The 22,079-nt window shown below is 60.0% G+C and carries 21 protein-coding genes and 1 pseudogene; 11 read left to right on the top strand and 11 right to left on the bottom strand.

What is annotated here, in order from left to right; genetic code table 11:
* Position 1 precedes the first annotated feature (1 nt).
* Entirely contained in the window at positions 2 to 805 is an 804-nt protein-coding gene (locus tag AC1DVH_RS05475) for a SirB1 family protein (RefSeq protein WP_477752934.1), read from the bottom strand.
* A 183-nt stretch (positions 806 to 988) separates the two neighbouring features.
* Here AC1DVH_RS05475 and AC1DVH_RS05470 point away from each other — a divergent pair, with 183 nt between their 5' ends.
* On the top strand, positions 989 to 2,008 hold the full coding sequence (locus AC1DVH_RS05470) for a Glu/Leu/Phe/Val dehydrogenase family protein (protein WP_477752933.1): 1,020 nt from the start codon (positions 989 to 991) through the stop codon (positions 2,006 to 2,008).
* A gap of 188 nt (positions 2,009 to 2,196) precedes the next feature.
* On the opposite strand, the pseudogene AC1DVH_RS05465 reads toward AC1DVH_RS05470, so the two are convergent.
* Positions 2,197 to 2,436: pseudogene (locus AC1DVH_RS05465) on the bottom strand (YebG family protein); the annotation flags it as partial.
* Positions 2,437 to 2,712: 276 nt separating this feature from the next.
* On the opposite strand from AC1DVH_RS05465, the gene AC1DVH_RS05460 reads away from it, so the two are divergent.
* A complete protein-coding gene (locus AC1DVH_RS05460) occupies positions 2,713 to 3,213 on the top strand; it encodes a phosphate-starvation-inducible protein PsiE (RefSeq protein WP_477752932.1) in 501 nt (166 codons plus the stop codon).
* Here the strand turns inward: AC1DVH_RS05460 and AC1DVH_RS05455 are convergent.
* The gene (locus AC1DVH_RS05455) at positions 3,210 to 3,524 is read right to left on the bottom strand and encodes a DUF3509 domain-containing protein (RefSeq protein WP_477752931.1); all 315 of its coding nucleotides are present in this window, start codon (positions 3,522 to 3,524) and stop codon (positions 3,210 to 3,212) included. The genes AC1DVH_RS05460 and AC1DVH_RS05455 overlap by 4 nt on opposite strands.
* A 308-nt stretch (positions 3,525 to 3,832) precedes the next feature.
* The gene (locus AC1DVH_RS05450; RefSeq protein ID WP_477752930.1) at positions 3,833 to 5,209 is read right to left on the bottom strand and encodes an L-serine ammonia-lyase; all 1,377 of its coding nucleotides are present in this window, start codon (positions 5,207 to 5,209) and stop codon (positions 3,833 to 3,835) included.
* 135 nt (positions 5,210 to 5,344) lie between these two features.
* Here AC1DVH_RS05450 and AC1DVH_RS05445 point away from each other — a divergent pair, with 135 nt between their 5' ends.
* The 5 genes from AC1DVH_RS05445 to AC1DVH_RS05425 all read left to right on the top strand — a co-directional run bounded on the left by AC1DVH_RS05445 (position 5,345) and on the right by AC1DVH_RS05425 (position 11,394).
* A complete protein-coding gene (locus AC1DVH_RS05445) occupies positions 5,345 to 6,292 on the top strand; it encodes a LysR substrate-binding domain-containing protein (protein ID WP_008046773.1) in 948 nt (315 codons plus the stop codon).
* A 214-nt stretch (positions 6,293 to 6,506) separates the two neighbouring features.
* A complete protein-coding gene (locus AC1DVH_RS05440) occupies positions 6,507 to 6,914 on the top strand; it encodes an HPF/RaiA family ribosome-associated protein (RefSeq protein WP_007970346.1) in 408 nt (135 codons plus the stop codon).
* 254 nt (positions 6,915 to 7,168) lie between these two features.
* Entirely contained in the window at positions 7,169 to 7,741 is a 573-nt protein-coding gene (locus AC1DVH_RS05435; protein ID WP_477752929.1) for an RNA polymerase sigma factor, read from the top strand.
* Positions 7,738 to 8,727 carry a FecR family protein gene (locus AC1DVH_RS05430; protein WP_477752928.1) on the top strand — a complete coding sequence of 330 codons (990 nt, stop codon included), beginning with the start codon at positions 7,738 to 7,740 and terminating at the stop codon, positions 8,725 to 8,727. The genes AC1DVH_RS05435 and AC1DVH_RS05430 overlap by 4 nt, the downstream gene beginning before the upstream one ends.
* A 237-nt stretch (positions 8,728 to 8,964) precedes the next feature.
* On the top strand, positions 8,965 to 11,394 hold the full coding sequence (locus AC1DVH_RS05425; protein ID WP_477752927.1) for a TonB-dependent siderophore receptor: 2,430 nt from the start codon (positions 8,965 to 8,967) through the stop codon (positions 11,392 to 11,394).
* A 69-nt stretch (positions 11,395 to 11,463) separates the two neighbouring features.
* Here the strand turns inward: AC1DVH_RS05425 and AC1DVH_RS05420 are convergent, their stop codons facing one another.
* On the bottom strand, positions 11,464 to 12,339 hold the full coding sequence (locus tag AC1DVH_RS05420) for a helix-turn-helix domain-containing protein (protein WP_477752926.1): 876 nt from the start codon (positions 12,337 to 12,339) through the stop codon (positions 11,464 to 11,466).
* A 151-nt stretch (positions 12,340 to 12,490) separates the two neighbouring features.
* Here AC1DVH_RS05420 and AC1DVH_RS05415 point away from each other — a divergent pair, with 151 nt between their 5' ends.
* Positions 12,491 to 13,393, top strand: coding sequence for a DMT family transporter (locus tag AC1DVH_RS05415; RefSeq protein ID WP_477752925.1), 903 nt, complete (start codon positions 12,491 to 12,493; stop codon positions 13,391 to 13,393).
* 23 nt (positions 13,394 to 13,416) lie between these two features.
* Here AC1DVH_RS05415 and AC1DVH_RS05410 read toward each other — a convergent pair whose 3' ends face one another.
* Together AC1DVH_RS05410 and AC1DVH_RS05405 are read right to left on the bottom strand one after the other, a co-directional pair.
* Positions 13,417 to 13,926 (bottom strand): DUF2165 family protein, encoded by a 510-nt coding sequence (locus AC1DVH_RS05410; protein ID WP_477752924.1) that lies wholly within the window; start codon positions 13,924 to 13,926, stop codon positions 13,417 to 13,419.
* Between the two features lie 178 nt (positions 13,927 to 14,104).
* Positions 14,105 to 15,079, bottom strand: coding sequence for a 2-hydroxyacid dehydrogenase (locus AC1DVH_RS05405; protein WP_477752923.1), 975 nt, complete (start codon positions 15,077 to 15,079; stop codon positions 14,105 to 14,107).
* 194 nt (positions 15,080 to 15,273) lie between these two features.
* Between AC1DVH_RS05405 and AC1DVH_RS05400 the strand changes: the two genes are divergently transcribed.
* Together AC1DVH_RS05400 and AC1DVH_RS05395 are read left to right on the top strand one after the other, a co-directional pair.
* A complete protein-coding gene (locus AC1DVH_RS05400) occupies positions 15,274 to 15,531 on the top strand; it encodes a hypothetical protein (RefSeq protein ID WP_477752922.1) in 258 nt (85 codons plus the stop codon).
* 139 nt (positions 15,532 to 15,670) lie between these two features.
* Positions 15,671 to 16,810, top strand: a complete 1,140-nt coding sequence (locus AC1DVH_RS05395; RefSeq protein WP_477752956.1) for a transporter substrate-binding domain-containing protein — start codon at positions 15,671 to 15,673, stop codon at positions 16,808 to 16,810.
* Between the two features lie 55 nt (positions 16,811 to 16,865).
* Here the strand turns inward: AC1DVH_RS05395 and AC1DVH_RS05390 are convergent, their stop codons facing one another.
* From AC1DVH_RS05390 to norR, 4 genes are all read right to left on the bottom strand, one after another.
* On the bottom strand, positions 16,866 to 17,615 hold the full coding sequence (locus AC1DVH_RS05390) for a YkgJ family cysteine cluster protein (protein WP_477752921.1): 750 nt from the start codon (positions 17,613 to 17,615) through the stop codon (positions 16,866 to 16,868).
* 196 nt (positions 17,616 to 17,811) lie between these two features.
* Entirely contained in the window at positions 17,812 to 18,270 is a 459-nt protein-coding gene (locus AC1DVH_RS05385) for a GNAT family N-acetyltransferase (RefSeq protein ID WP_477752955.1), read from the bottom strand.
* A 27-nt stretch (positions 18,271 to 18,297) separates the two neighbouring features.
* A complete protein-coding gene (locus AC1DVH_RS05380) occupies positions 18,298 to 19,200 on the bottom strand; it encodes a chemotaxis protein CheW (protein ID WP_477752920.1) in 903 nt (300 codons plus the stop codon).
* A gap of 210 nt (positions 19,201 to 19,410) precedes the next feature.
* A complete protein-coding gene (norR, locus tag AC1DVH_RS05375; protein WP_477752919.1) occupies positions 19,411 to 20,961 on the bottom strand; it encodes a nitric oxide reductase transcriptional regulator NorR in 1,551 nt (516 codons plus the stop codon).
* A gap of 156 nt (positions 20,962 to 21,117) precedes the next feature.
* On the opposite strand from norR, the gene hmpA reads away from it, so the two are divergent.
* On the top strand, positions 21,118 to 22,079 hold a 962-nt coding region (gene hmpA, locus AC1DVH_RS05370; protein WP_477752918.1), incomplete at its 3' end, for an NO-inducible flavohemoprotein.

Below are 22,079 nucleotides of genomic sequence, written 5' to 3'. Positions count from 1 at the left end.
TTTAATGAACGATGGCGTTCGGCGGCAAATGCCCTAACCGTTCCGTCAGGCGAATCCGCTGGATCGGATCGTCGCTGAGCAGCAGTGCGTGCTCCAGGTCAAAACGCTCGGCGTTCGGGCAGTCCAGTCGTTGGTACAAGCTGGCCCGGGCCAGATAGTCGGCGGCGCTGGCGTTGCCCAGTTCCAGGACACGCTCGGCGTCGATCAAGGCATTGATGAAATCGTCGTGGGACAGGTACAACTGGCGCAGGTTGCGCGACAGCCGTTGCAGCATCTGTACCGGCTCGGCGGTTTCCAGGTGCTCGGCGCTGAGCTTGATGTTCGGGCCGTACTGGCGGTGCAACAACTCCCGACAATCGTTGGGATAAAGGCGACGGCCGCCGCAGGGATCGAGCAAATGATCGGCGCCCGGCACTCGCAGCAGGAAATGCCCGGGAAAGTTGACCCCGACCAGGGGAATCTCCAGGCCCCTGGCCAACTCCAGTGCTATCAGCGCCAGCGTCAAGGGTTGCCCTCTTCGGCGTTCCAGTACCTTGTTCAGCAGTGCCACTTGCGGGCGCAACGGCGTGAAATCGTCCTGGGCGAAGCCAAGGTCATTCAGGCGCCGCAGCAGCGGCTGGGCCAGTTCACTGACCGGCAGCATCGGCAAGCCGCCGCTGACCCGTTGCTGCAACTCCTGGAAATCGGCCAGCAGTGCTTGCGGCTCCACTTCGCTGTCGTGCTCGACCGCAATCCACAGTGCCGCCTCGAACAGCGCGGGCGGTGAACGTTGCAGGCAGGCGAAGAACGATTGGCGCGGGGTCATCAAAATCTCCGGGCAATGCCTCGTTTTAGCCCCCTCTCCGGCGTTCGTCCAGTGCCGTACAAGGTCGAATGCAGGTTATTTCCTAAAGCTTGCATCGTGGCCGTGCTTATTCCGGTGCGCTTCTGCAATTTTTGGGCGCAAGCCTATACTGGCGACTACAAGAAGTGATTCGGGAGCCTTACGATGTTCGCTCTCATGCAAAGCACCCGCCTTGAATCGCTGCATCTGAGCGTTGACTCGGTCACCGGGTTGAAGGCGGTCATTGCCATTCATAACAGCCGCTTGGGGCCTGCCCTGGGCGGCTGTCGTTACCTTGCCTATCCCAGCGACGAGTCTGCGGTCGAGGATGCGGTGCGCCTTGCCCAAGGCATGAGTTACAAGGCGGCACTGGCCGGCCTGGCTCAGGGCGGCGGCGTGGCGGTGATCATCCGCCCCGTTCACGTGGCCAACCGCGCCGCGCTGTTCGAAGCCTTCGGGCGCTGTATCAATCAGCTCGACGGGCGCTACATCACGGCCATCGACAGTGGCACCTCAGTGGCGGACATGGATTGCATTGCCCAACAGACCCAACACGTCACCAGCACCACCTCGGCGGGCGACCCCGCGCCGCACGCGGCGATGGGTGTATTCACCGGTATTCGCGCCACTGCAATGGCGCGACTGGGCAGCGATAACCTCGAAGGCCTGCGCGTCGCCATTCAAGGCCTGGGCAACGTCGGTTATGCCCTGGCAGAACAGTTGYACGCCGCCGGGGCCGAACTGCTGGTCAGCGATATCGATCACGGCAAGGTGCAACTGGCGATGGAGCAACTCGGGGCTCACCCCATCGCCAACGACGCACTGCTCAGCACGCCTTGCGATATTCTTGCGCCGTGCGGTTTGGGCGGAGTGCTGAACAGCCACAGCGTGACGCAACTGCGCTGCTCGGCAGTGGCCGGTTCGGCGAACAACCAACTGACCCATCTGGACGTCGCCGATCAGTTGGAACGGCGGGGCATCCTGTATGCGCCGGACTACGTGATCAATGCCGGCGGTTTGATCTATGTTTCGCTCAAACATCGGGGCGAAGAACTGGGAACCATCACCGCGCACCTGTCGAAAATCAGTTCGCGCCTGACTGAAGTGTTCGCCCACGCCCAAGCGGAAAAACGCTCACCGGCCCGGGTGGCGGACGAACTGGCGGAGAAAGTGTTGTACCGGTGAGTCAGGGATGAGTTTTCCACAGGCATGAAAAAGGCCCTGAGCCATTCGACTCAGGGCCTGTTCAATTTGCGCGTTGCTTACTTGGCGGCTTTGGGGGCCTTGGCAGGCTTGGCCGGGGCGATCGGCTCAGCGGCTTCAACGACCTCGAGCGCTGCGACAGGTTCTGCGACTTCAACCGGTGCGCTGAGCAATTCGGACAGGGCGTCCGGCTGGCTCTTGAACGCCTTGGCGAACACGTCGCGATTCTTCGCCATGTAGATCCCGGCTTCTTCCACTTGCTGCTCGGTCAGGGACGGAACGGCTTTTTGCAACACTTCAGCCAGCAATTCGGCCAGTTCGAGCATTTTGTCATGACGGTCAGCTTCGGCTTTATCCATGAACAAGCGCTCCAGATCTCGGCTGCTGCGGTATACCACTTCGACGGCCATTCACCACCTCACATGCCTTCACATTGGTTGTCGATTTCGACTACTGTATCTATATACAGCTAAAGGATAAGCGAAACCCTGTCTTTTGGATAGTGGCTTTTCAATGTAGACCGGATTCGAGATTTGTCAGGTGAGGCGCAGTACGGGTGCGACCAAACGCCACGGCGCGCGATCCAGAGCGGCTCGCCATCATGGGCTGGCCTTTTTTCTGCATGCAGAAAAACCGTCACGTCCAACCCGCATCATCCGGTCGAGCCGACCTAAGGAAGCATCATCGTGAAAATCAACTGGGCCGAAAAACTGCGGCAGAACGTGCATGGACTGGCCGAGTCCCTGGGCAATCTGTTCGTCGAAACCTTCCACTACCTGGCGCTGTTCGCCATTGGTGCGGTGACCGCGTGGGCGGCGGTGATGGAATTCCTCGGGATGATCGAAGAGGGGCACATCAAGATCGATGACATCTTGCTGCTGTTCATCTATCTGGAACTGGGAGCGATGGTCGGGATTTACTTCAAGACCAATCACATGCCGGTGCGCTTCCTGATCTACGTGGCGATCACCGCGCTGACGCGGCTGCTGATTTCCAACGTTTCGCACCACAACCCGCCGGACCTTGGGATCATCTACCTGTGCGGCGGGATTCTGCTGCTGGCGTTTGCGATTCTGGTGGTGCGTTATGCTTCGTCGCAGTTTCCTTCGGTGAAGATTGAGAACCCGCACCGCAAAACAGGTGCGGGCTCCAGTGAGCATTCCGAAGTAGAAAAGGGCGAGCTTTAAAGCCCCATGGCGGGTCGGGGCCGGCCTTTGGCTGGTGGCGGCAGGCTGTGCATGCCGCCATCGGTCATGGATTCGAGGATGGCCACGGCACTGTGGCCCTGCTCGATGGCAATGCCGAACTGAATGCTTTGCACCAGTCGTTTCAGGCGCTCGGGGTCATTGCGTTGTTCGGCACTGATCATGCGCTTTGCGACTACGCGTCCACTGTTGGACAGGGTCAGCATGATGCTGCCATCCAGGCCCTGAATGCTCAGGTTGATCTGGTAATCCGCTGCAAAGGCATCGGTAATGAGCTGGAAAGGGTTGTCCATGATGTGTCACCGCCTGATTGAACGTGCAGTTGTTGACCGGCCGTGATCGGGTTGGTTCGCAATGCCTGACCACCGGCCATCTCGCCATCATTGTTCCAACCAGGATGTAGCAAGGGGCATGCCGACAAAATTGTCGGACAAAAAAACGTTCTGTAGGAGCGAGCCTGCTCGCGATGGTCGTGAACGATAACGCGTCAAACCAGATGGTTTGCGGCGCCTGAGGGTTTTTCGCGAGCAAGCTCGCTCCTACAGGGGCCGCGTTTTCTGCACGTTTCAGGGCAATAAACCTCGGTGTGCAACCAAAACGGTCAACATTCCACCCAGTTCACTGCCAGTCCGCCCCGTGACGTCTCTTTGTACTTGTCGTGCATGTCGGCGCCGGTGTCGCGCATGGTGCGAATCACCCGGTCCAGGGAAATGAAGTGCTGGCCGTCGCCACGCAGGGCCATTTGCGTGGCGTTGATGGCTTTCACTGCGGCGATCGCATTGCGCTCGATGCACGGCACTTGTACCAGTCCGCCAACCGGGTCGCAGGTGAGGCCGAGGTTGTGTTCCAGGCCGATTTCGGCGGCGTTTTCCAGCTGCTCCGGGGTGGCGCCAAGCACCTCTGCCAGGCCGGCGGCGGCCATGGCGCAGGCGGAGCCGACTTCACCCTGGCAGCCGACTTCGGCCCCGGAGATCGAAGCGTTTTTCTTGCACAGGATGCCGACGGCCGCTGCGCCCAGGAAGAACGCGACCACGTCATCGTCAGACGCATCGGCATTGAATTTCATGTAGTAGTGCAGCACCGCGGGAATGATCCCCGCCGCGCCGTTGGTCGGTGCCGTGACCATGCGCCCGCCGGCTGCGTTTTCTTCGTTCACGGCAAGGGCATACAGGTTGACCCATTCCATTGCCGACAAAGTGGACGTAATGACATTCGGCTTGCCGATTTCCTGCAGGCTGCGATGCAGTTTCGCCGCTCGACGTGGAACATTCAGACCGCCGGGCAAGATGCCTTCGTGACGCAAGCCCTGCTCGACGCATTCGCGCATCACCGACCAGATATGCAACAGGCCCTGGCGAATCTCGGCATCACCACGCCACGCCCGTTCGTTGGCCATCATCAGTTCGCTCACCCGCAGGCCGTGCTCGTTGCACAGCTTGAGCAGTTCGGCGGCGCTGGAGAAATCGTAAGGCAGCACCACATCGCCGGCCAGTGCGACCCCGGATTCGGCTTCGGCCGCTTCGATGATGAAACCGCCGCCCACCGAGTAATAGGTCTGCTCGAACAGTTCGCCGGTTTCACCGAAGGCTGCCAGGGACATGGCGTTGGGGTGGTAGGGCAGGCTCTCGTTTAGCAGCAGGAGATCGCGTTGCCAGTCGAAGGCAATGTCCGCAACGCCTGCCAGGCACAATTTGCCGGTTTCGCGCAGGGTGTGAATGCGGCTGTCGATGGTGGTGGGGTCGATGCGGTCGGGCCATTCGCCCATCAGGCCCATGACGCAGGCGCGGTCCGTTGCGTGGCCGACGCCGGTCGCTGACAGAGAACCATAGAGGCGAATTTCCACGCGTCGCACGTCAGCCAGAAAACCGTGATCGACCAGCGCTTGGGCAAAGGTTGCGGCAGCGCGCATCGGACCGACGGTATGGGAGCTGGACGGGCCGATGCCGACTTTGAATAGATCGAAAACACTGATAGCCATGCTAAAGCCTTTACATGCAATGGAAGGGTAATCGCTGCCATTTCTGTAGGACAAGCGCAATTTGGGCGATACTGCCTGTCACGATCCTGCGTGACCAACGAAAATTCCTAAGACATCCTTTAGCAGGACTAAACGATGAGTCGTCAATTGCACGCCCAGACATATGTCTGGTTGAACGTGTTTGCCTGTGCCGCGCGGCACTTGTCGTTCACCCGCTGCGCCGAAGAGCTGCACATCACACCGGGGGCGGTCAGCCAGCAGATTCGTCAGCTGGAAGAACGCCTGGGTTTTCGTCTGTTTCACCGCCGCGCCCGCGGAGTGGAGTTGAGCGCTGAGGGCCAGCGTCTGGCCATTACCGTCAACGAGGCATTTGGCAGCATCGACGCGGAATTGCGGCGACTGGATGCGGGCATGATCAGCGGGATTCTGCGGGTACGTTCGATTCCGTCGTTCCTGAGCAAATGGCTGACGCCGCGTCTGCCGCGTTTGCAGCAGCGTTTTCCGGATATTCAGTTGCGCCTGGTGGCCGAGGACAGCAGCGTGCCGTTGCATGAAGGCGACTTCGACCTGGCGATCGACCTGAACGACGGCAGCTACCCGGGCCTGTTATCCACAGCCTTGCTCGATGAGCAGATTTTTCCTGTGTGTGCACCGAGCCTGTTGCGCGGTCGTCCGCCGCTGCACGGTCCGGCAGACCTGATGCACTTTCCCTTGCTGCACGACATCACCGCCTGGCGCGGCAGCTATGAGTACGCGGAATGGGAGTTTTACCTCAACGCCATCGGTTTCGAGGGGGCGGATGTGCGACGCGGGCATACGTTCAATCGCAATCACCTGACGATCGAAGCGGCCATCGCCGGGATGGGGGTGGCGATTGCCCGACGGACACTGCTCAACGATGAGCTGGAGCGTGGGGCGTTGATCGTGCCGTTCGGCCTGGCGGTGCCCAATCACAAGCGCTACATGCTGCTTTACGCACCAGGGGCATTGAGCCATCCGGGTGTGCGCGCGGTGCACGATTGGTTGGTGGAGGAGGCGGGCGCTTTTCGCAGTTTGCACCCGTTGGGGGAGCGGCAAATGTGAGCAATTATTACGTAAGAGCAGGGCGACCCAACTCCCGACCTTAACAGCGCTTTTACCGGTTGTCCGGCTTTTTTTGCGATTGAAAATTTATCTTTTTTAGGGGGTTGAATTGTTCAGCGTACAGACCGATTGTGTAAGCAAGAGGTCACGGTGATGACGCCCAAGGGCTTAGCTGACCGGCCTCTCGCGAGCTAGCTGAAATAAGGGATGAACTATGCAAATCCAAGTCAATAGCGATAACCATATTCAAGGCAGTAAACGACTGGAGGAGTGGGTACGTACGACCATTGAGAGCACGCTCGAACGCTACGAAGAGGACCTGACACGCGTCGAGGTTCACCTGCGGGACGAGAACGGCGACAAGCCGGGTCCCCATGACATGCGCTGCCAACTGGAGGCGCGGCCAAAAGGCCATCAACCGGTTTCCGTCACCCATAAAGCCTCCACCATGGAGCAGGCGATCGACGGAGCAGCTACCAAACTTGAACATGCGCTGGAGCATATGTTCGGCAAATTACGCGGCAAACGAGCCAATGTGGTGCCCATCGAGAGTGGCGCCCATGCCGACCAGCTGCTGGAAGAAGAGTTTCTGGAAAACGAACAGGCGGCGCTTAACGGCTGACACCTGATTCACTTTTTACCTACCCATTAGAACGGGCCTGCATTGCAGGCCCGTTTTCGTTTGGGTGGCTTTTGGATTCCATGGCCATTGGACTGGGCTATCGGGACGGCCGAGTTTGCGGTGCAGCCAATGGGCGTAATAGAGGGCTGCACCCGATCCTTTTGCATATGAGAATATTTATCATTAATATTGCAACCTTGCCGGCCCCCTGACGCTGTCGTGGCCTCCCCGGTTTTCAGGTCGGAACATGAACGATGATCACTCTGCCCCCAGACCCCCACGATATCGAACGCGACGAACAGCGTGGCGACCGTGCGCAGTTTCTCCAGGTGTTTCTCTCCCAGCGTTCACAAATGGAGGCACTGGTGAGTCGGCGCGTCGGTTGCCGGGCGACGGCGGCTGACCTGGTGCAGGACTTGTTCCTGCGTTTCTGGCGGCGGCCGCTGGTGCAGGTCGAGGAGCTCGGCACGTATCTGCTGCGCTGCGCCGGCAATATCGCCATCGACCATTTGCGCAGTGAAGGCACGCGGGTCCGGGCCAGTGAAGGCTTGATGGTGGAACCACCGGACAGCCACGGCTGCGGACCGCAAGCGGCGCTGGAGGCGGGCAACGATTTGCGCCACGTCGAAGCGGCGTTGCGCGCATTACCGCAGCGCACGCGGCAGATCTTTTTGCTCAATCGCATTCACGGCCGTAAATACGCCGAGATCGCCAAGGCCATGGGTTTGTCCCAAAGTGCCGTGGAAAAACATATGATGCGCGCCCTCGAAGCCTGCAAGGCCAGCCTTCGGGAGCCTGAAACACGAACGCCAGGGAAAGCACCGTGAACCACTTCGAACGCGTCACCCCGACGCCCGCTCAGGAGCAGGCCGCGCTGGCCTGGCTGAGCCTGTTGCATGACCAGCCTGGCAGTGGTGATCAGGCGGCGTTCAGCCAGTGGTTGCGAGCCGATACCGCTCATGCGCAGGCGTATGCCCAGGCGCAGGTCTTGTGGGAGTTGAGCGAAGGGCCGGCGCGCACGCTGGCCGATGAAGACGCTTTTGCCATGCAAGGCTATCTCAATGCCATCAAACGCTCGCGGCGCAGCACGGTCGGACGTTGGTCGGGTGCGCTGGCGATGGCCGCGTGTCTACTGTTGATGATCAGTCTCGGCACAGGCTGGCAGCCGATGCGCTGGATTGATGACCTGGGGGCGGATTACGTCTCGGCACCGGGGGAAATTCGCACAGTTACCCTGGCCGATCAGTCACAGGTGACTCTGGATGCCGACAGCGCCATCGCCGTGGATTTCAGTCGCGGTGAGCGACATGTACAACTGCGTCGCGGCGCCGGTTTTTTCAGTGTCACCCACACCGGCGAGCCGTTTGTGGTGGACGCCGAGAAAGGCCAGACGCGGGTCTTGGGCACGCAGTTCGAAGTCCGTTTGCAGCCCCACGGTGCGCAGGTCACGGTGCTGTCAGGGCGGGTTGGCGTGACGGCGGAGCAGAACGCCGAACAGCAAATTCTTACCGCTGGCCAGCAAGTGGCCTACGGCGAAGGCTCGGCGGAAAAACTCCACGCGGTGGACAGCGAAGCGCAGTTGGCATGGCGCCAGGGCTGGCTCAATTACTACAAGGCGACGTTGGCCGATGTGGTGCAGGATTTGGCGCGCTATTACCCTGGGCGGATCGTGTTGCTTAACGATGAACTGGCGGCGCGCCGGGTCAGTGGCAGCTTTCCGAGCAGGAACCCGCAGGCGGTGTTGAGTTCGTTGCAGGGGGTGTTGGGGTTTGAGCAGCATCAGGTGTTGGGGCATCTGATTATTTTGCGTTGAATCGATCKGCCCCATCGCGAGCAAGCTCGCTCCCACAGGTATTGAGTCGGTCACAATATTGGGGCAACACATAACCCTGTGGGAGCGAGCTTGCTCGCGATGGCGGCAGATCAGACACCCAATCACTCAAGTAAAAATATTTTCAAATTGTGATGAGGTAAACCCGATTGCCATTCGTGTAGTGACTGAAACTGCGAGTCATTCGCATCCGTTGCGGTTCTACACAGGTCATGAGTCATGAAGTCCAGGGCAAAATCGGGGTCGGTCAAACAATGGTTGGGTGTGTCTGCGTTGAGCTTTTCGGCATTGGCGTTGTTGCCGCTGAGCGTGGTGCTGGCCGCTGAGGCTGGCAACAGCCAGCAACTCGCGCAGTTCAGTTTTTCCCTGACCGCCAAACCGCTGCCCCAAGCCTTGAGTGATTTCAGCCGGGTGACCGGCATCAGTGTCGTCTACACCGATGAAGCGCCGTACGGCCTCAATGCGCCGGCCATCAATGGCCAGATGAGTGCCGAACAGGCCCTGCAACGTCTGCTCACCGGTTCGGGATTGACGTTCCGCCGCACCGATGGGCACACCATTGCACTGGAACCACGGCCGACCGAAGGTGCGTTGAGCCTGGGCGCTACCACCATTACCTCGGTGATGGATGAGTCCATGAGTTACCAGCCGCCACCGACCTCTTCGGTGATGCGCTCCTCGGCCCCGATTCAGGAAATCCCGCAGACCGTCAATGTCGTCCCGGCCCAGGTCATTCGCGACCAGGCTCCGCGCAATCTCGATGACGCCCTGGCCAATGTCAGCGGCATCACCCAGGCCAACACCCTTGGCAGCACCCAGGACTCGGTGATGGTCCGCGGCTTTGGCGACAACCGTAACGGCTCGATCATGCGAGACGGCATGCCGATCGTGCAGGGTCGTGGTCTCAACGCCAGCGTCGACCGGGTCGAAGTACTCAAGGGCCCGGCCTCGTTGCTCTACGGCATCCAGGATCCGGGCGGCGTGGTCAACATGGTCAGCAAGAAGCCCGAGCTTGAGCAGTACAACGGCTTGACCGTGCGCGGCTCGAGCTATGGCGACGGCAAGAATGGCAGCGGCGGCGGTCTCGACAGCACCGGTGCCCTGGGCGACTCTGGGCTGGCGTACCGCATGGTGCTCGACTACGAAGACGAAGATTACTGGCGCAACTTCGGTGTACATCGTGAGAGCCTGATCGCGCCGTCGCTGGCCTGGTACGGTGAAAGCACCAAGTTGCTGTTCTCCTATGAGCACCGCGAATTCCTCACGCCGTTTGACCGAGGCACGCTGATCGATCCACGGACCAACCATCCGCTGGACATCTCGCGCAACGAGCGTCTCGACGAGCCGTTCAACAACATGGAAGGGCGTTCGGACCTCTATCACTTCGAGGCCGATCACGAGCTCAACGACAACTGGAAGGCCCATTTCGGCTACAGCTGGAACCGCGAAACCTACGACGCCAGCCAGGTGCGCGTGACTGCAATCGACACCAATAAGGGCACCCTGACCCGCAGCATGGACGGCACCCGGAATGCGATCAGCACCGACCGCTTCACCACCGCCAGCCTCGAAGGCAACGTGGATGTGTTCGGCATGCAGCATGACCTGCTGTTCGGCGTCGATGACGAGTACCGCAAGATTTTCCGCGAAGACCTGATCCGCCAGAAAAGCCGCACCCAGTTCAGCTACGTGAACCCGATCTATGGCCAGGAAGTGCCGGGCACCACTGTCAGTGCGGCCGACAGCGCGCAGACCGATGAACTGCGTAGCGATTCGGTGTTCCTGCAGGATTCCATCCACCTCAACGACCAATGGATTCTGGTGGCCGGCGCGCGCTTCCAGGCGTACGACCAATACGCCGGCAAAGGCGTACCGTTCCACGCCAACACCGACAGTAACGGGCAGAAATGGGTGCCGCGCGCGGGCCTGGTATACAAATACACCGATGCCTTGTCGTTTTATGGCAGCTACACCGAGTCGTTCAAACCCAACTCGACCATCGCGCCATTGAGCGGCAGCAGCACCGTGCTTGACGGCGGCATCGCGCCGGAAGAAGCCAAGTCCTGGGAGCTGGGTGCCAAGCTCGATCTGCCGGGCCGCGTCACTGGCAACATCGCGCTGTTCGACATCAAGAAACGCAACGTGCTGGTGGCCAACGCCGAAGGCCCGACCACGATTTACAGTGCCGCCGGCGAAGTGCGTTCCCGTGGCCTGGAAGTGGACTTGAGCGGTCAGCTGACGGATCGCTGGAGCATGATCGGCAGCTACGCCTACACCGATGCCGAAGTCACCGAAGACCCTGTTTACAAGGGCAATCAACTGCAAAACGTGGCAAAGAACAGCGGCTCGCTGTCGGCCGTCTATGACTTCGGCACCATCGTCGGCGGCGACCAACTGCGGGTCGGCGCCGGGGCGCGTTATGTGGGGGGGCGCGCGGGCAATGCGGTGAACGATTTCGACCTGCCGAGCTACACCGTGGCCGATGCGTTCGCCACCTACGACACAAAGGTCGAAGGGCAGAAGGTCAAGTTCCAGCTCAACGTGAAGAACCTGTTTGACCGTACTTACTACACCTCGGCGGCGAGTCGGTTCTTTGTGTCGATGGGTGACTCGCGGCAGGTGACGTTGTCGAGCACCTTGGAGTTCTGACGACTGTTTCTCCCTGTGGGAGCGGGCCTGCTCGCGATGGCGGCCTGAAGGACGTCGAAAATCCCGCGCCTAGCGCAAAAACGCCTGGCGATATTCGCCGGGCGTTCCACCGAGGGCCTGGCGAAACCGGTTGGTGAAATGGCTGGCACTGGAAAATCCGCAGGCCAGCGCAATCTCCCCCAGTGGCTGCAAGGTCGTGCGCAGCAACTCCTGCGCCCGGTTCAGGCGTCGTGCCAGCACATACTGGTGGGGTGGCAAGCCGAAGCTTTCGCGGAACATCCGCGCGAAGTGGTATTCCGACAACGCGCACAACGCCGCCAACTGGCCGAGACTGATGGCCTCGTCCAGATGGCTGTCGATGTACTCCACCAGATGTCGACGCTGATGCGCGGCCAACCCACCTTTAAGGCGCAGGTCTTGCCGGGCATTGACCTGGCTGAGCAGGGCATGGCTGAGCAGTTCGTGAGCCAGGCTGCTGGTGAGCAGGCGCTCGCCCGGCTCGTCCCAGTTCAGGGTGATCAACTGTCGAAAGCGCAGCGCCTGCTGCGGATCATCGAGAAAGGTCTGTTCGCGCAGTTGCATTTCCCGTGGCTCGCGATCGAGCAGGGTGACACAGCCGAGGGCAAATTGTTCGGGGCTGAAATACAGGTGCGCCAGACGAATGTCGCCGTTGATCACCCAGCCTGACTGGTGACCGGCCGGCAGGATGCACAGTTTGTCCGGGCCGCCCTTGGTTGCGGGCTGATCGCGGCGGAAGGTACCGGTGCCGCCAGCAATGTAACAGGACAGCGTATGGTGGCTGGGTGCTTCGTATTCCTGGGCGTCGTGGTGATTGCTCCACAAAGCTGCAGACAAGCCGTCCCCGAGCTCGGCGCTGTGCTCGAGGCGAGCATTCGGCGAGCGGTTGAGGGCTTGAAAGACTTGTAGGGTATCCAGTACAGCCATGATCGTTGCTCTCTAACACCTGCATCCAACGCCCTGCATCCTACTCCGTAGACGCGTGCCTGCCAGCCTGTCGCCAGACAAAAGCGCAAGTTTATGCAAGTGCGCCCAGGCGTGGCGCCGGACACTGGGCGCCTATCGAGGAGCCTTTGCCATGAACCTTTCTTTGTACCTGTTGACCGTGCTGATCTGGGGCACCACCTGGATTGCCTTGAAATGGCAACTGGGTGTGGTGGCCATTCCTGTGTCGATCGTCTATCGCTTCGGCCTCGCCGCGCTGGTGCTGTTCGTGATCTTGCTGCTCAGCCGACGCCTGCAAGTGATGAACCGTCGCGGGCATTTGATTTGCCTGGCTCAGGGCTTGTGCCTGTTCTGCGTCAACTTCATGTGCTTCCTCACTGCGAGCCAGTGGATCCCCAGCGGTCTGGTGGCTGTGGTGTTTTCCACCGCCACCCTGTGGAATGCCCTCAACGCGCGGGTGTTCTTCGGTCAGAAAATCGCCCGCAATGTGCTGATGGGTGGCGCGCTGGGCCTGCTTGGGCTGGGCCTGTTGTTCTGGCCTGAATTGGCCGGGCATACCGCCAGCCCGGAAACCCTGCTCGGTCTCGGTCTGGCCCTGTGCGGCACCTTGTGTTTCTCGGCGGGCAACATGCTCTCGAGCCTGCAACAGAAGGCCGGGCTCAAACCGCTGACCACCAATGCCTGGGGCATGGCTTACGGGGCGGCGATGCTCTCGGTGTGGTGTATGGTCAAGGGCATTCCCTTCGACATGGAAATGAGCACGCGTTACATCGGGTCACTGCTGTACCTGGTGATTCCGGGATCGGTGATCGGTTTCACCGCCTACCTGACGCTGGTCGGCCGCATGGGGCCTGAGCGGGCGGCGTACTGCACGGTGCTGTTTCCGGTGGTGGCGCTCAACGTGTCAGCGTTCGCCGAGGGCTATCAATGGACGGTGCCGGCGCTGTTGGGGCTGGTGTTGGTGATGTCGGGGAACGTACTGGTGTTTCGCAAACCCAAAACGCCGCAAGTGCTGGGCAACGGCAAGCTGGCTTGAGGGGGCGTCGAGTGCTGAGTGACTCAGTGCTCGATTTTTATCGCGATGTATATCAGTAACGGAAAGATGAAATCAACAATGTGTCCAGCCCTGTAATTGTAGTTCCAGGTTTTCGACTCATCCATATTGAACCATTCGGTACCGACTGTTTGAAAACCGACGTAATAAAGAAAAAGGGCAATCAATAATCCGATGATTGCAGGTTTTTTAGCTTCGTGAAATTGTTCGGGGCTGGCGTTGATGTTTTTGTAAAGGCAATAGGTTCCGAGCAGGCAACATAGGGTGTAGACCACCTCAAGTGTAATGATCAGCCAGTAAATGCGGTGGTGAAGTATGGCGGAAGTAATAGCCCTGTGTCTGTATTTGCTTTGATCATTGGTAGTGTCCATGCTCAGGATATGGCTGATGTATTCATAGTTGGTCGAGTAATCCGTGAAATTGTTGTATAGCATCAGCAATCCAAAGAGGCTAGTAAATAACATCAGTTTGGCTTTGCTGAGTCGAATGACTTGATTTGTTGTGAGTGAGTTCAAATGGGTGATCTCCGTTGCTGATCCCGTAGTGCCAGGGTAAACAAGGAGAGTCTATCTCGTGGTTTTGTTGTTCGGCTGCTGACTGAATTGCAGGGTGTGTATTCAGAGAGTTGTTTAATAACTTGAAAGTGACTTTTTTTCAAACGGGCAGGCGCTTGTAACGTCTGCCCGATTTGCGTTAACCCTTCCAGACTTGCGGGTTGACCAGGTCCTGCGGTCGCTCGCCCAGCAGGGCACTGCGCAAGTTGGCCAGGGCACGGTTGGCCATGGCATCGCGGGTCTCATGGGTGGCCGAGCCGATGTGCGGCAAGGTCACGGCATTTTTCAGCTGGAACAGTGGCGACTCGGCCAGTGGTTCTTTTTCGTACACGTCCAGCCCTGCACCCCGAATGCGGTTGTTTTGCAGCGCTTCGATCAGCGCCGGTTCATCCACCACCGGACCACGGGAAATGTTCACCAGAATGGCACTTGGCTTCATCAGTGCCAGTTCACGATGGCTGATCAAGTGTTTGGTTTTCTCGCTGAGCGGCACCACCAGGCAGACGAAATCAGCTTCGGCCAGCAATTGATCGAGGCTGCGGTACTGCGCGCCGAGTTCCTGTTCCAGTTCGGTCTTGCGGCTGTTACCGCTGTAGATGACCGGCATGTTGAACCCCAGGCGGCCACGCCGGGCGATGGCGGCACCGATGTTGCCCATGCCGACGATGCCCAGCGTCTTGCCATGCACATCACAACCGAACAGCTGCGCACCGACAGTGGCCTGCCATTGCCCGGCCTTGGTCCAGGCATCCAGTTCGGCGACGCGACGCGCGCTGCTCATCAACAGAGCAAACGCCAGGTCAGCGGTGCTTTCGGTGAGCACATCCGGCGTGTTGGTCAGCATGATCCCGCGTTCGTTGAAGTAGGCCAGGTCATAGTTGTCGTAGCCCACCGAGACGCTGGACACCACTTCCAGCCTGGCGGCGTTTTCCAACTGGGCGCGGCCGAGTTTGCGACCCACGCCGATCAGGCCGTGGGCGTGGGGCAGGGCTTCGTTGAATTGGGCGTTGATGTCGCCGTTTTTCGGATTCGGCACGATGACATCGAAGTCTTGTTGCAGGCGTTCGACCATTTCCGGGGTGACGCGGCTGAAGGCCAGGACAGTCTTTTTCATGGGAGGCGGGCTCGTCGGGCGGTGAAGAATGATGAGCACGCTAACATTCTTCGCGGGATTTGTGCGAGTCGTCAGGCGGTCAATGCAAGCTTGCAGCTTGCGGTGCTCCATCCAGTTATACTGCCGCACTTCTTATACTGTGGCATGCGGCTCGTTCACCGGGCCCGACACTTCATGCACCACCCGGAGCTTTCATGACTTCCCCGAAACAACCGCCGGTCGCCGACGCCCTGAGCGACGTGYAGGCAGAGCTGCCAGACAGCGTCGACTCCAGCGCCGACAGCGAAACCAAAGCCGAAATCCCGGCCTTCAAGTTCCCGTTCAAACCGGGCGAACTGGCGGCCGCCAAGGGCTCCAACCAGCCGTGGTACAAGAACGGCGCCAAGAACGGCCACACCAAGACACCGGGCATGGCGCCGCCGGGAACTCGTCGATCGATGGGTAAGCGTTAAGGTTCAGGCATTTTCAGGTCGCCCGTATTCCTTGCTGTAAGTCAGAGCGTTCCTACACCGGTTGGCGATTCGCCCTCTGGGAATCTCGAAGGCCATTCGTCGAGGATTCATTTCCATGAATCTTGATGAAGGTTTTCTCATGCGTCTGCTTAAGTTTTTTTCTGCACCCCTGATAGTGGCTCTGGCCGCGGGTTGTACTACAGCTGTCGTCGATCCACAGATCCGTTTCGGTGTCGAGCCGCTTGTACCGCCGTTTGAATTCCGTAACGCGAATGGCGAACTGGAAGGGCTCAATATCGAGTTGGGCAATGCGCTGTGTGCCGAACTCAAGTCCCGCTGTGTCTGGGTTGACCAGGATTACGCCACCAACATCGATGCGCTCGAAGGCGGTCGTTTCGACGCAATCATGCCGATGACAGCCACATCGTTGCGTCGCGAGCGTGTCGATTTCACCGAAAACCTGTATCCCCTGAGCAGCAGGCTGGTGGCTCCCAAGGGGGCGAATCTGCAACCCGATGCTCAATCGCTCCGGGGCAAGCGTGTCGGCGTGCTGGCCGGTACCAGTCGCGAGGCGTTCGCCAAGGCGCGTTGGGCGCAGGCGGGGGTAACAGTACGCAGCTTCAACCTCAATGATCAATTGATCGCCAGCCTGCTGGCGGGAGAGCTGGATGCGACTTTGCAAGACTCGATCGAAATTACCTACGCGCTATTGAGTAAACCGCAGGGGCAAGGTTTTGACTTCGCCGGCCCGGCGATTAGCGATCCCATGCTGGGCAGCGGCGTGGCCATGGCGGTTCGCAAAAACGACACCCTGCTGCGCAATAACCTGAATGCTGCTCTTGAGCGGTTGAAACAAAATGGTCAGCTGCAAGCAATTACCCAGCGCTACTTGCCGACGCCGGCTCTCGAGTTTCCTCGGTACTTTCCAAACGAAGAAGGCATGCCATTTTCCAATGCGGTTCAGGTTGGTCAGACACTTTACCTCTCTGGCGTAATCGGAATGACGGAGGCAGGGGAGTTGGTGAAAGGTGGTATAGGGCCGCAAATGGAACAGGCCATGGCCAATCTGCGCAACGCACTGCAGCATCATGGGTCGTCTCTGGCGCAGGTGGCCAAATGCACAGTTATTCTTTCCGACATGAAGGACTTTGCTGCCATGAATGCTGTTTATCGCAGCTACTTTCCGGCGGATCGGTTACCCGCTCGTACGACATTTGCTGGCAAGCTTGTACTGGACGCAGGGGTGGAAGTGGAGTGTCTGGCGGTCACGACGCTTTAAATCTTTACCTGTCTGAAGGCGCGTGCGCAGCTCGCGAAGCTGCGCACCTGACCTCTCAAGCCGTGCGCAACGAAATGAACGCAAAGTTCGTCGGCGCATCCGCCGCCACTTTCGCCCCGGCCGCAACAATCTGCCCGGCGATATCGTCCCCCGACACATGAAACAGCCACTCGCTGCCCCACTCCGGCAACATTTGCCCGGTCAGTTCGTCGATGATTCTGGCGAACTCCGCCATATCCGGAAGATATGCGGTAAACCCGTCGCCCTTCAGGGCCGTCGTGCGGATGCCCAGCTGTGCGCAAATCGCATCCTTGGTGTGAATTTCGTCGCGATCCGCCTGACGGGAACGCTGGATCAATTCCGATAACTCCCGGTCGACCAGTTTGCCACCGACAATCAGCTCTGGCCCTGTTTCCCAGGACTCTGGCGGGCACTCCTTGGCGGTGGGGTTCAGGGGAATGTGCGGATTGATTTCCATCGGATAGATGCGACACACCAACGGCCGGCGTTCGTAGATGCGGCAGCGGTTGTCTTCGTCAAGATTCCGGCAGGGGCCGACATTGTAGGCGGCGAAGGTGATGGCCACGTACGCGTCGGATTCGCCGCTGCGCACCGCCGCCGAACGGCGTACGGTGTGCTCCCGTTGTTGCACTGGCAGGCCCAGGCCGTTGTCCAGAAACGCTTCCACCAGCACGATCACCTGAGCACCGTCGGCTGCCCACATCCGGGCTTCGCTCAGGGTCAGGGGCACATGGTGGCCGTTGCAGCATTTGCCGCAGCCTACGCAGGAAAACCTTGTATTCATTGAGTGTTCATTCGCATTACAGGGCATGAAACGGCGACAGAATGCCGCCACAAAAGCCGCTATCGAAGCAAATTATGCGCCACTCAGTTGGCCTCGCCGGCCGGAGCAAGCCCGCTCCTACAGGAATCGCGCCCTACACATGTTTTGTGATCGGCTCGGTCACTGTAGGAGCTGGCTTGCCAGCGAAGGCGGCATGTCAGAGAGGAACCGGCTCCCTGCGGACTGCGCGCATCCCGACGCTTTCATACAAGCGCCGCGCCCGAAGGTTGTCTTCCAGAACCTTCAGGTCCACGAAGCCTTCACGCCGCTGCTGGAATACCTTGAACGCTTGCAACAGCAAGGCACGCCCCAATCCACGGCCCTGAAACCGCGGATGCACCACCAGGTTCTTGATGTAGGCACTGGTCCAGCACTGACACACACCCACCACACCTTCGGCATCCTGGGCAATGAAGCACAGGGCCGGGTCATATTCCGGATCGGTTTCGAACTGCCGTTGCCACATGTCCAGCGCGGCTACACGCCCAGCGCCGTCGAGATAACCGAGCTCCATCAGCCGATGCACGGCGGCGCCCAGTTCGGGGCGGTATTCGCCCAGTTGCAGGCCGGCTGGCCAATCGGGGGGCGGCACGACGACAGAGAGGTCGCGTCGCATCAGCCAGCAGTAATCTTCGGTCAACACTCAATAACCCTGTTCGGCGACAGCCTTGGCCGCGGTGATCAGGCACTGGGTCAATTCCGGTGAAGAGAATTTGGTCAGTACCGCGTTCGCCCCCGCCAGTCGTGCTTTCTCGGCGTTCATCGCACTGTCCAGCGAGGTGTGCAGCAGTACATAAAGATGCGCGAAATCCGGAGTTTCCCGCAGGGTACGGGTGAAGGCGTAGCCGTCCATCTCCGACATTTCGATGTCCGAGACGATCAGGTTGATCTGTTGTGCGGTGCCTTGCAGGTCCAGCAGGCAATCGATGGCTTCCTTGGCGCTGCGGGCCGTACGGCATTGCAGGCCGAGGTTGCGCAGGGTGTGCACCGATTGCTGCAAGGCCACCTGGCTGTCATCGACCACCAGGATGCGCGCGTTGCCGAGCAGTTCGGCGTCTTCCATGCTCAGCTCGGTCGGCGCCATTTCGATTTGTGCCGGGGCGATGCCGTGGATGACTTTTTCGATGTCCAGCACTTGCACCAGGGTGCCATCGACCGACGTCACGCCGGTGATGTAGGCGCGCGAACCACCGGAGCCGAAGGGCGGCGGGCGGATGTCGGTGGTCAGGCAATGGACGATCTTGCTCACGGCCTGCACGTGCAGGCCCTGCTTGGAGCGGCTGACGTCGGTGACGATCAGGCAGCCGCCGTTCGGGTCTTCCAGCGGACGTTCGCCAATGGCACGGCTGAGGTCGATCACCGACAGCGAGGCACCGCGCAGGCTGGCGATGCCTTTGACGTGGGGGTGCGACTCCGGCAGTTTGGTCAGCGGCGGGCAGGGAATGATTTCACTGACCTTGAGCAGGTTGATCGCCATCAGCTTGCCGCTGCGCAAGGTAAACAGCAGAAGCGAAAGTGAGTCTGCGCGGGCTTTGGTGGAGGACATAGGAACCTTCTCTGGAAAAAGGTGACGGGCAATCCCGGGATCGCCAATGACTTCGATGCCGGGTTATCGACTTGTTTGGGGCAGGCTTTAACAATTGCGGTGAACAGTAGGACGCCATCGCGAGCAAGCTCGCTCCCACATTAGATCGTCGTCGTTCACACATCCTGTGGGAGCGAGCTTGCTCCGGGCGGCGTTCCGACGATGGGGCCATCACTTCATCCCCAACCTTTTAGCCATCCGCCCCAGGTTCGCCCGATCCAGGCCTAACTCACGGGCCGCGCTTGCCCAGTTGTTGTTATGCCGCTCCAGGCAGGCACCGATCAATTGACGCTGATAATGCTCGGTGGCCTCGCGCAAGTCGCCGGTGACCGCTTGCGTGATGGCGGCGACGGGTTGCTCGGCAGCGGTTTCAACGCTGGCATTGGGCAAGTCCAGGTCGGCTGCGCTCAAGCTGAGAATCTTCGGCCGTTCCTTGCAGTTGCCCAAGGCTTTCAAGGCGCTGCGGCCGATCAAGTGTTCAAGCTCGCGCACGTTGCCGGGCCAGTCGTAGGCCAATAGCGCGGCCTGGGCGTCGCTGTTCAGGCGCAGACTGTTGAGGCCCATGCGCGAGCGGTTCTGCTCCAGGAAGTAACCGCTGAGCAGCAGCACATCGCGTCCGCGATCGCGCAGGGCCGGCACCAGCAGCGGATAAACGCTGAGGCGATGGTAGAAGTCGGCGCGGTAACGGCCGCTGCGCACTTCTTCGGCGAGGTCGCGGTTGGTCGCCGCGATCAGGCGCACGTCGACCTGATGCTCCTTGTCCGAGCCCAGTCGCTGCAGTTGACCGCTCTGCAACACGCGCAGCAACTTGGCCTGCACGGTCAGCGACAACTCACCGACTTCATCGAGAAACAGCGTGCCGCCGTTGGCCAGTTCGAACTTGCCACGGCGGTCGTTCAGCGCACCGGTAAAAGCACCGCGGACATGGCCGAACAATTCGCTTTCCACCAGTGTGTCGGGCAACGCGGCGCAGTTGAGGCTGATGATCGGTTTGTCGGAGCGGGGCGAGGCGGCATGGATGGCCTGGGCCACCAACTCCTTGCCGACCCCGGTTTCGCCGGTGATCAACACGGTCAGGTCGCTGCCGCCCACCAGACTGATTTCTTCGGCCAGACGCTTGTGGGCCTTGCTTTGGCCGATCATCTCGCGAGTCTGCTGGCCGCTGGCCTGGCGGTAGACCTCGGCGCGCTGATGCTCGTCTTCGACCCGGTTGTTCAAGCGCTCGATGCGCTCGGCGGCGTTGACTGTGGCGGCCGCGAGGCTGGCGAAGGCTTGCAGGGCATCCAGCTCGATCGGTTCGAAGCGCTCCGGATCGAGGGCGTCGAGGGTCAGCAGGCCCCATGGGCGCTCGTCGATGAATAACGGGCAACCCATGCAGTCATGAACTTCCAGATGATCATCCAGGCCATCGACCAGGCCGTCATAGGGGTCAGGCAAGTCGCTGTCGGCAGCGAAACGGGTCGGGCCTGGGCCGCTGAGCAGCGCTTGGAAACGCGGGTGCTCGCTGACCTTGAAGCGCCGACCGAGGGTATCGGTACTCAAGCCGTCGACCGCCAGCGGCACCAGCCATTCACCGTCGAGACGCAGCAGAGCGGCGGCGTCGCATGGCAGCAGGGCGCGCATGGCTTCCAGCAGGCGGCGATAACGCTCGCCCTCGGGCAGTTCGCGGGACAGGTCGGAGACCAGGGGCAGCAGGGCGGTGAGCAGGGGTTTTGCAGTCATAGTGACTCCGTGTAGTCGGTATGACTATAAGTCAGGCAGTGTCTAAATGACTATTAAGTTATTAACTTATTGATTTATAAAGACTAAGTAGTTGGCATGGAAACTGATAGGCATAGGGTAATCCGTTAGCAATCCAAGAAGACCAGGAGTCACTTTATGCTGAGCGTTCAAGATCGTGCCATCGTCAAATCCACCGTGCCACTGCTCGAAAGCGGTGGTGAAGCGCTGATCACACACTTCTACCGCATGATGCTCTCCGAATACCCGGAAGTCCGCCCACTGTTCAACCAGGCCCACCAGGCCAGTGGTGATCAGCCGCGAGCCCTGGCCAACGGCGTATTGATGTATGCGCGCCATATCGACCAACTCGACCAGTTGGGCGACCTGGTGGCCAAGATCATCAACAAGCACGTGGCCCTGCAGATTCTGCCGGAGCACTACCCGATTGTCGGCAGCTGCCTGCTGCGGGCCATTGCCGAAGTATTGGGCGAAGAGATCGCCACCCCGGAAGTGATCGCGGCCTGGGGTGCGGCCTACGGGCAACTGGCGGACATCCTGATCGGTGCCGAAACCAGCATCTACGACCAGAAGGAACAGGCACCGGGCGGCTGGCGCGGGGCGCGGGAATTCATCGTGGCCGGCAAGGTCGAGGAGAGCACCGAGATCACCTCGTTCTACTTTGAACCTGCAGACAAAGGCCCGATCCTGGAGGCAGAACCCGGCCAGTACATCGGCATGAAACTGATCCTCGACGGTGAAGAGATCCGTCGTAACTACTCGCTGTCAGCGCTGGCGAACAAAGGCCAGTACCGCATCAGCGTCAAGCGTGAAGCCGGTGGCCGCGCTTCCAACTACTTGCATGACCAGTTGCATGTCGGCGCCAGCATCCAGTTGTTCCCGCCATCGGGCGAGTTCACCCTGACCGCCAGCGACAAACCTCTGGTGCTGATCAGCGGCGGCGTCGGCATTACCCCGACCCTGGCGATGCTCGAAGCTGCGCTGGAAACTCAGCGGCCGGTGCATTTCATCCACTGCGCGCGCAACGGCAGCGTCCATGCCTTCCGCGACTGGATCGATGGCCTGGCCGAGCGTCACCCGCAGCTCAAGCGCTTCTACTG

The organism is Pseudomonas sp. P4_C3 (genome assembly GCF_056402075.1).
Note: the sequence above shows the minus strand (reverse complement) of the source record. Positions and strands in the feature narration are given on the sequence as shown.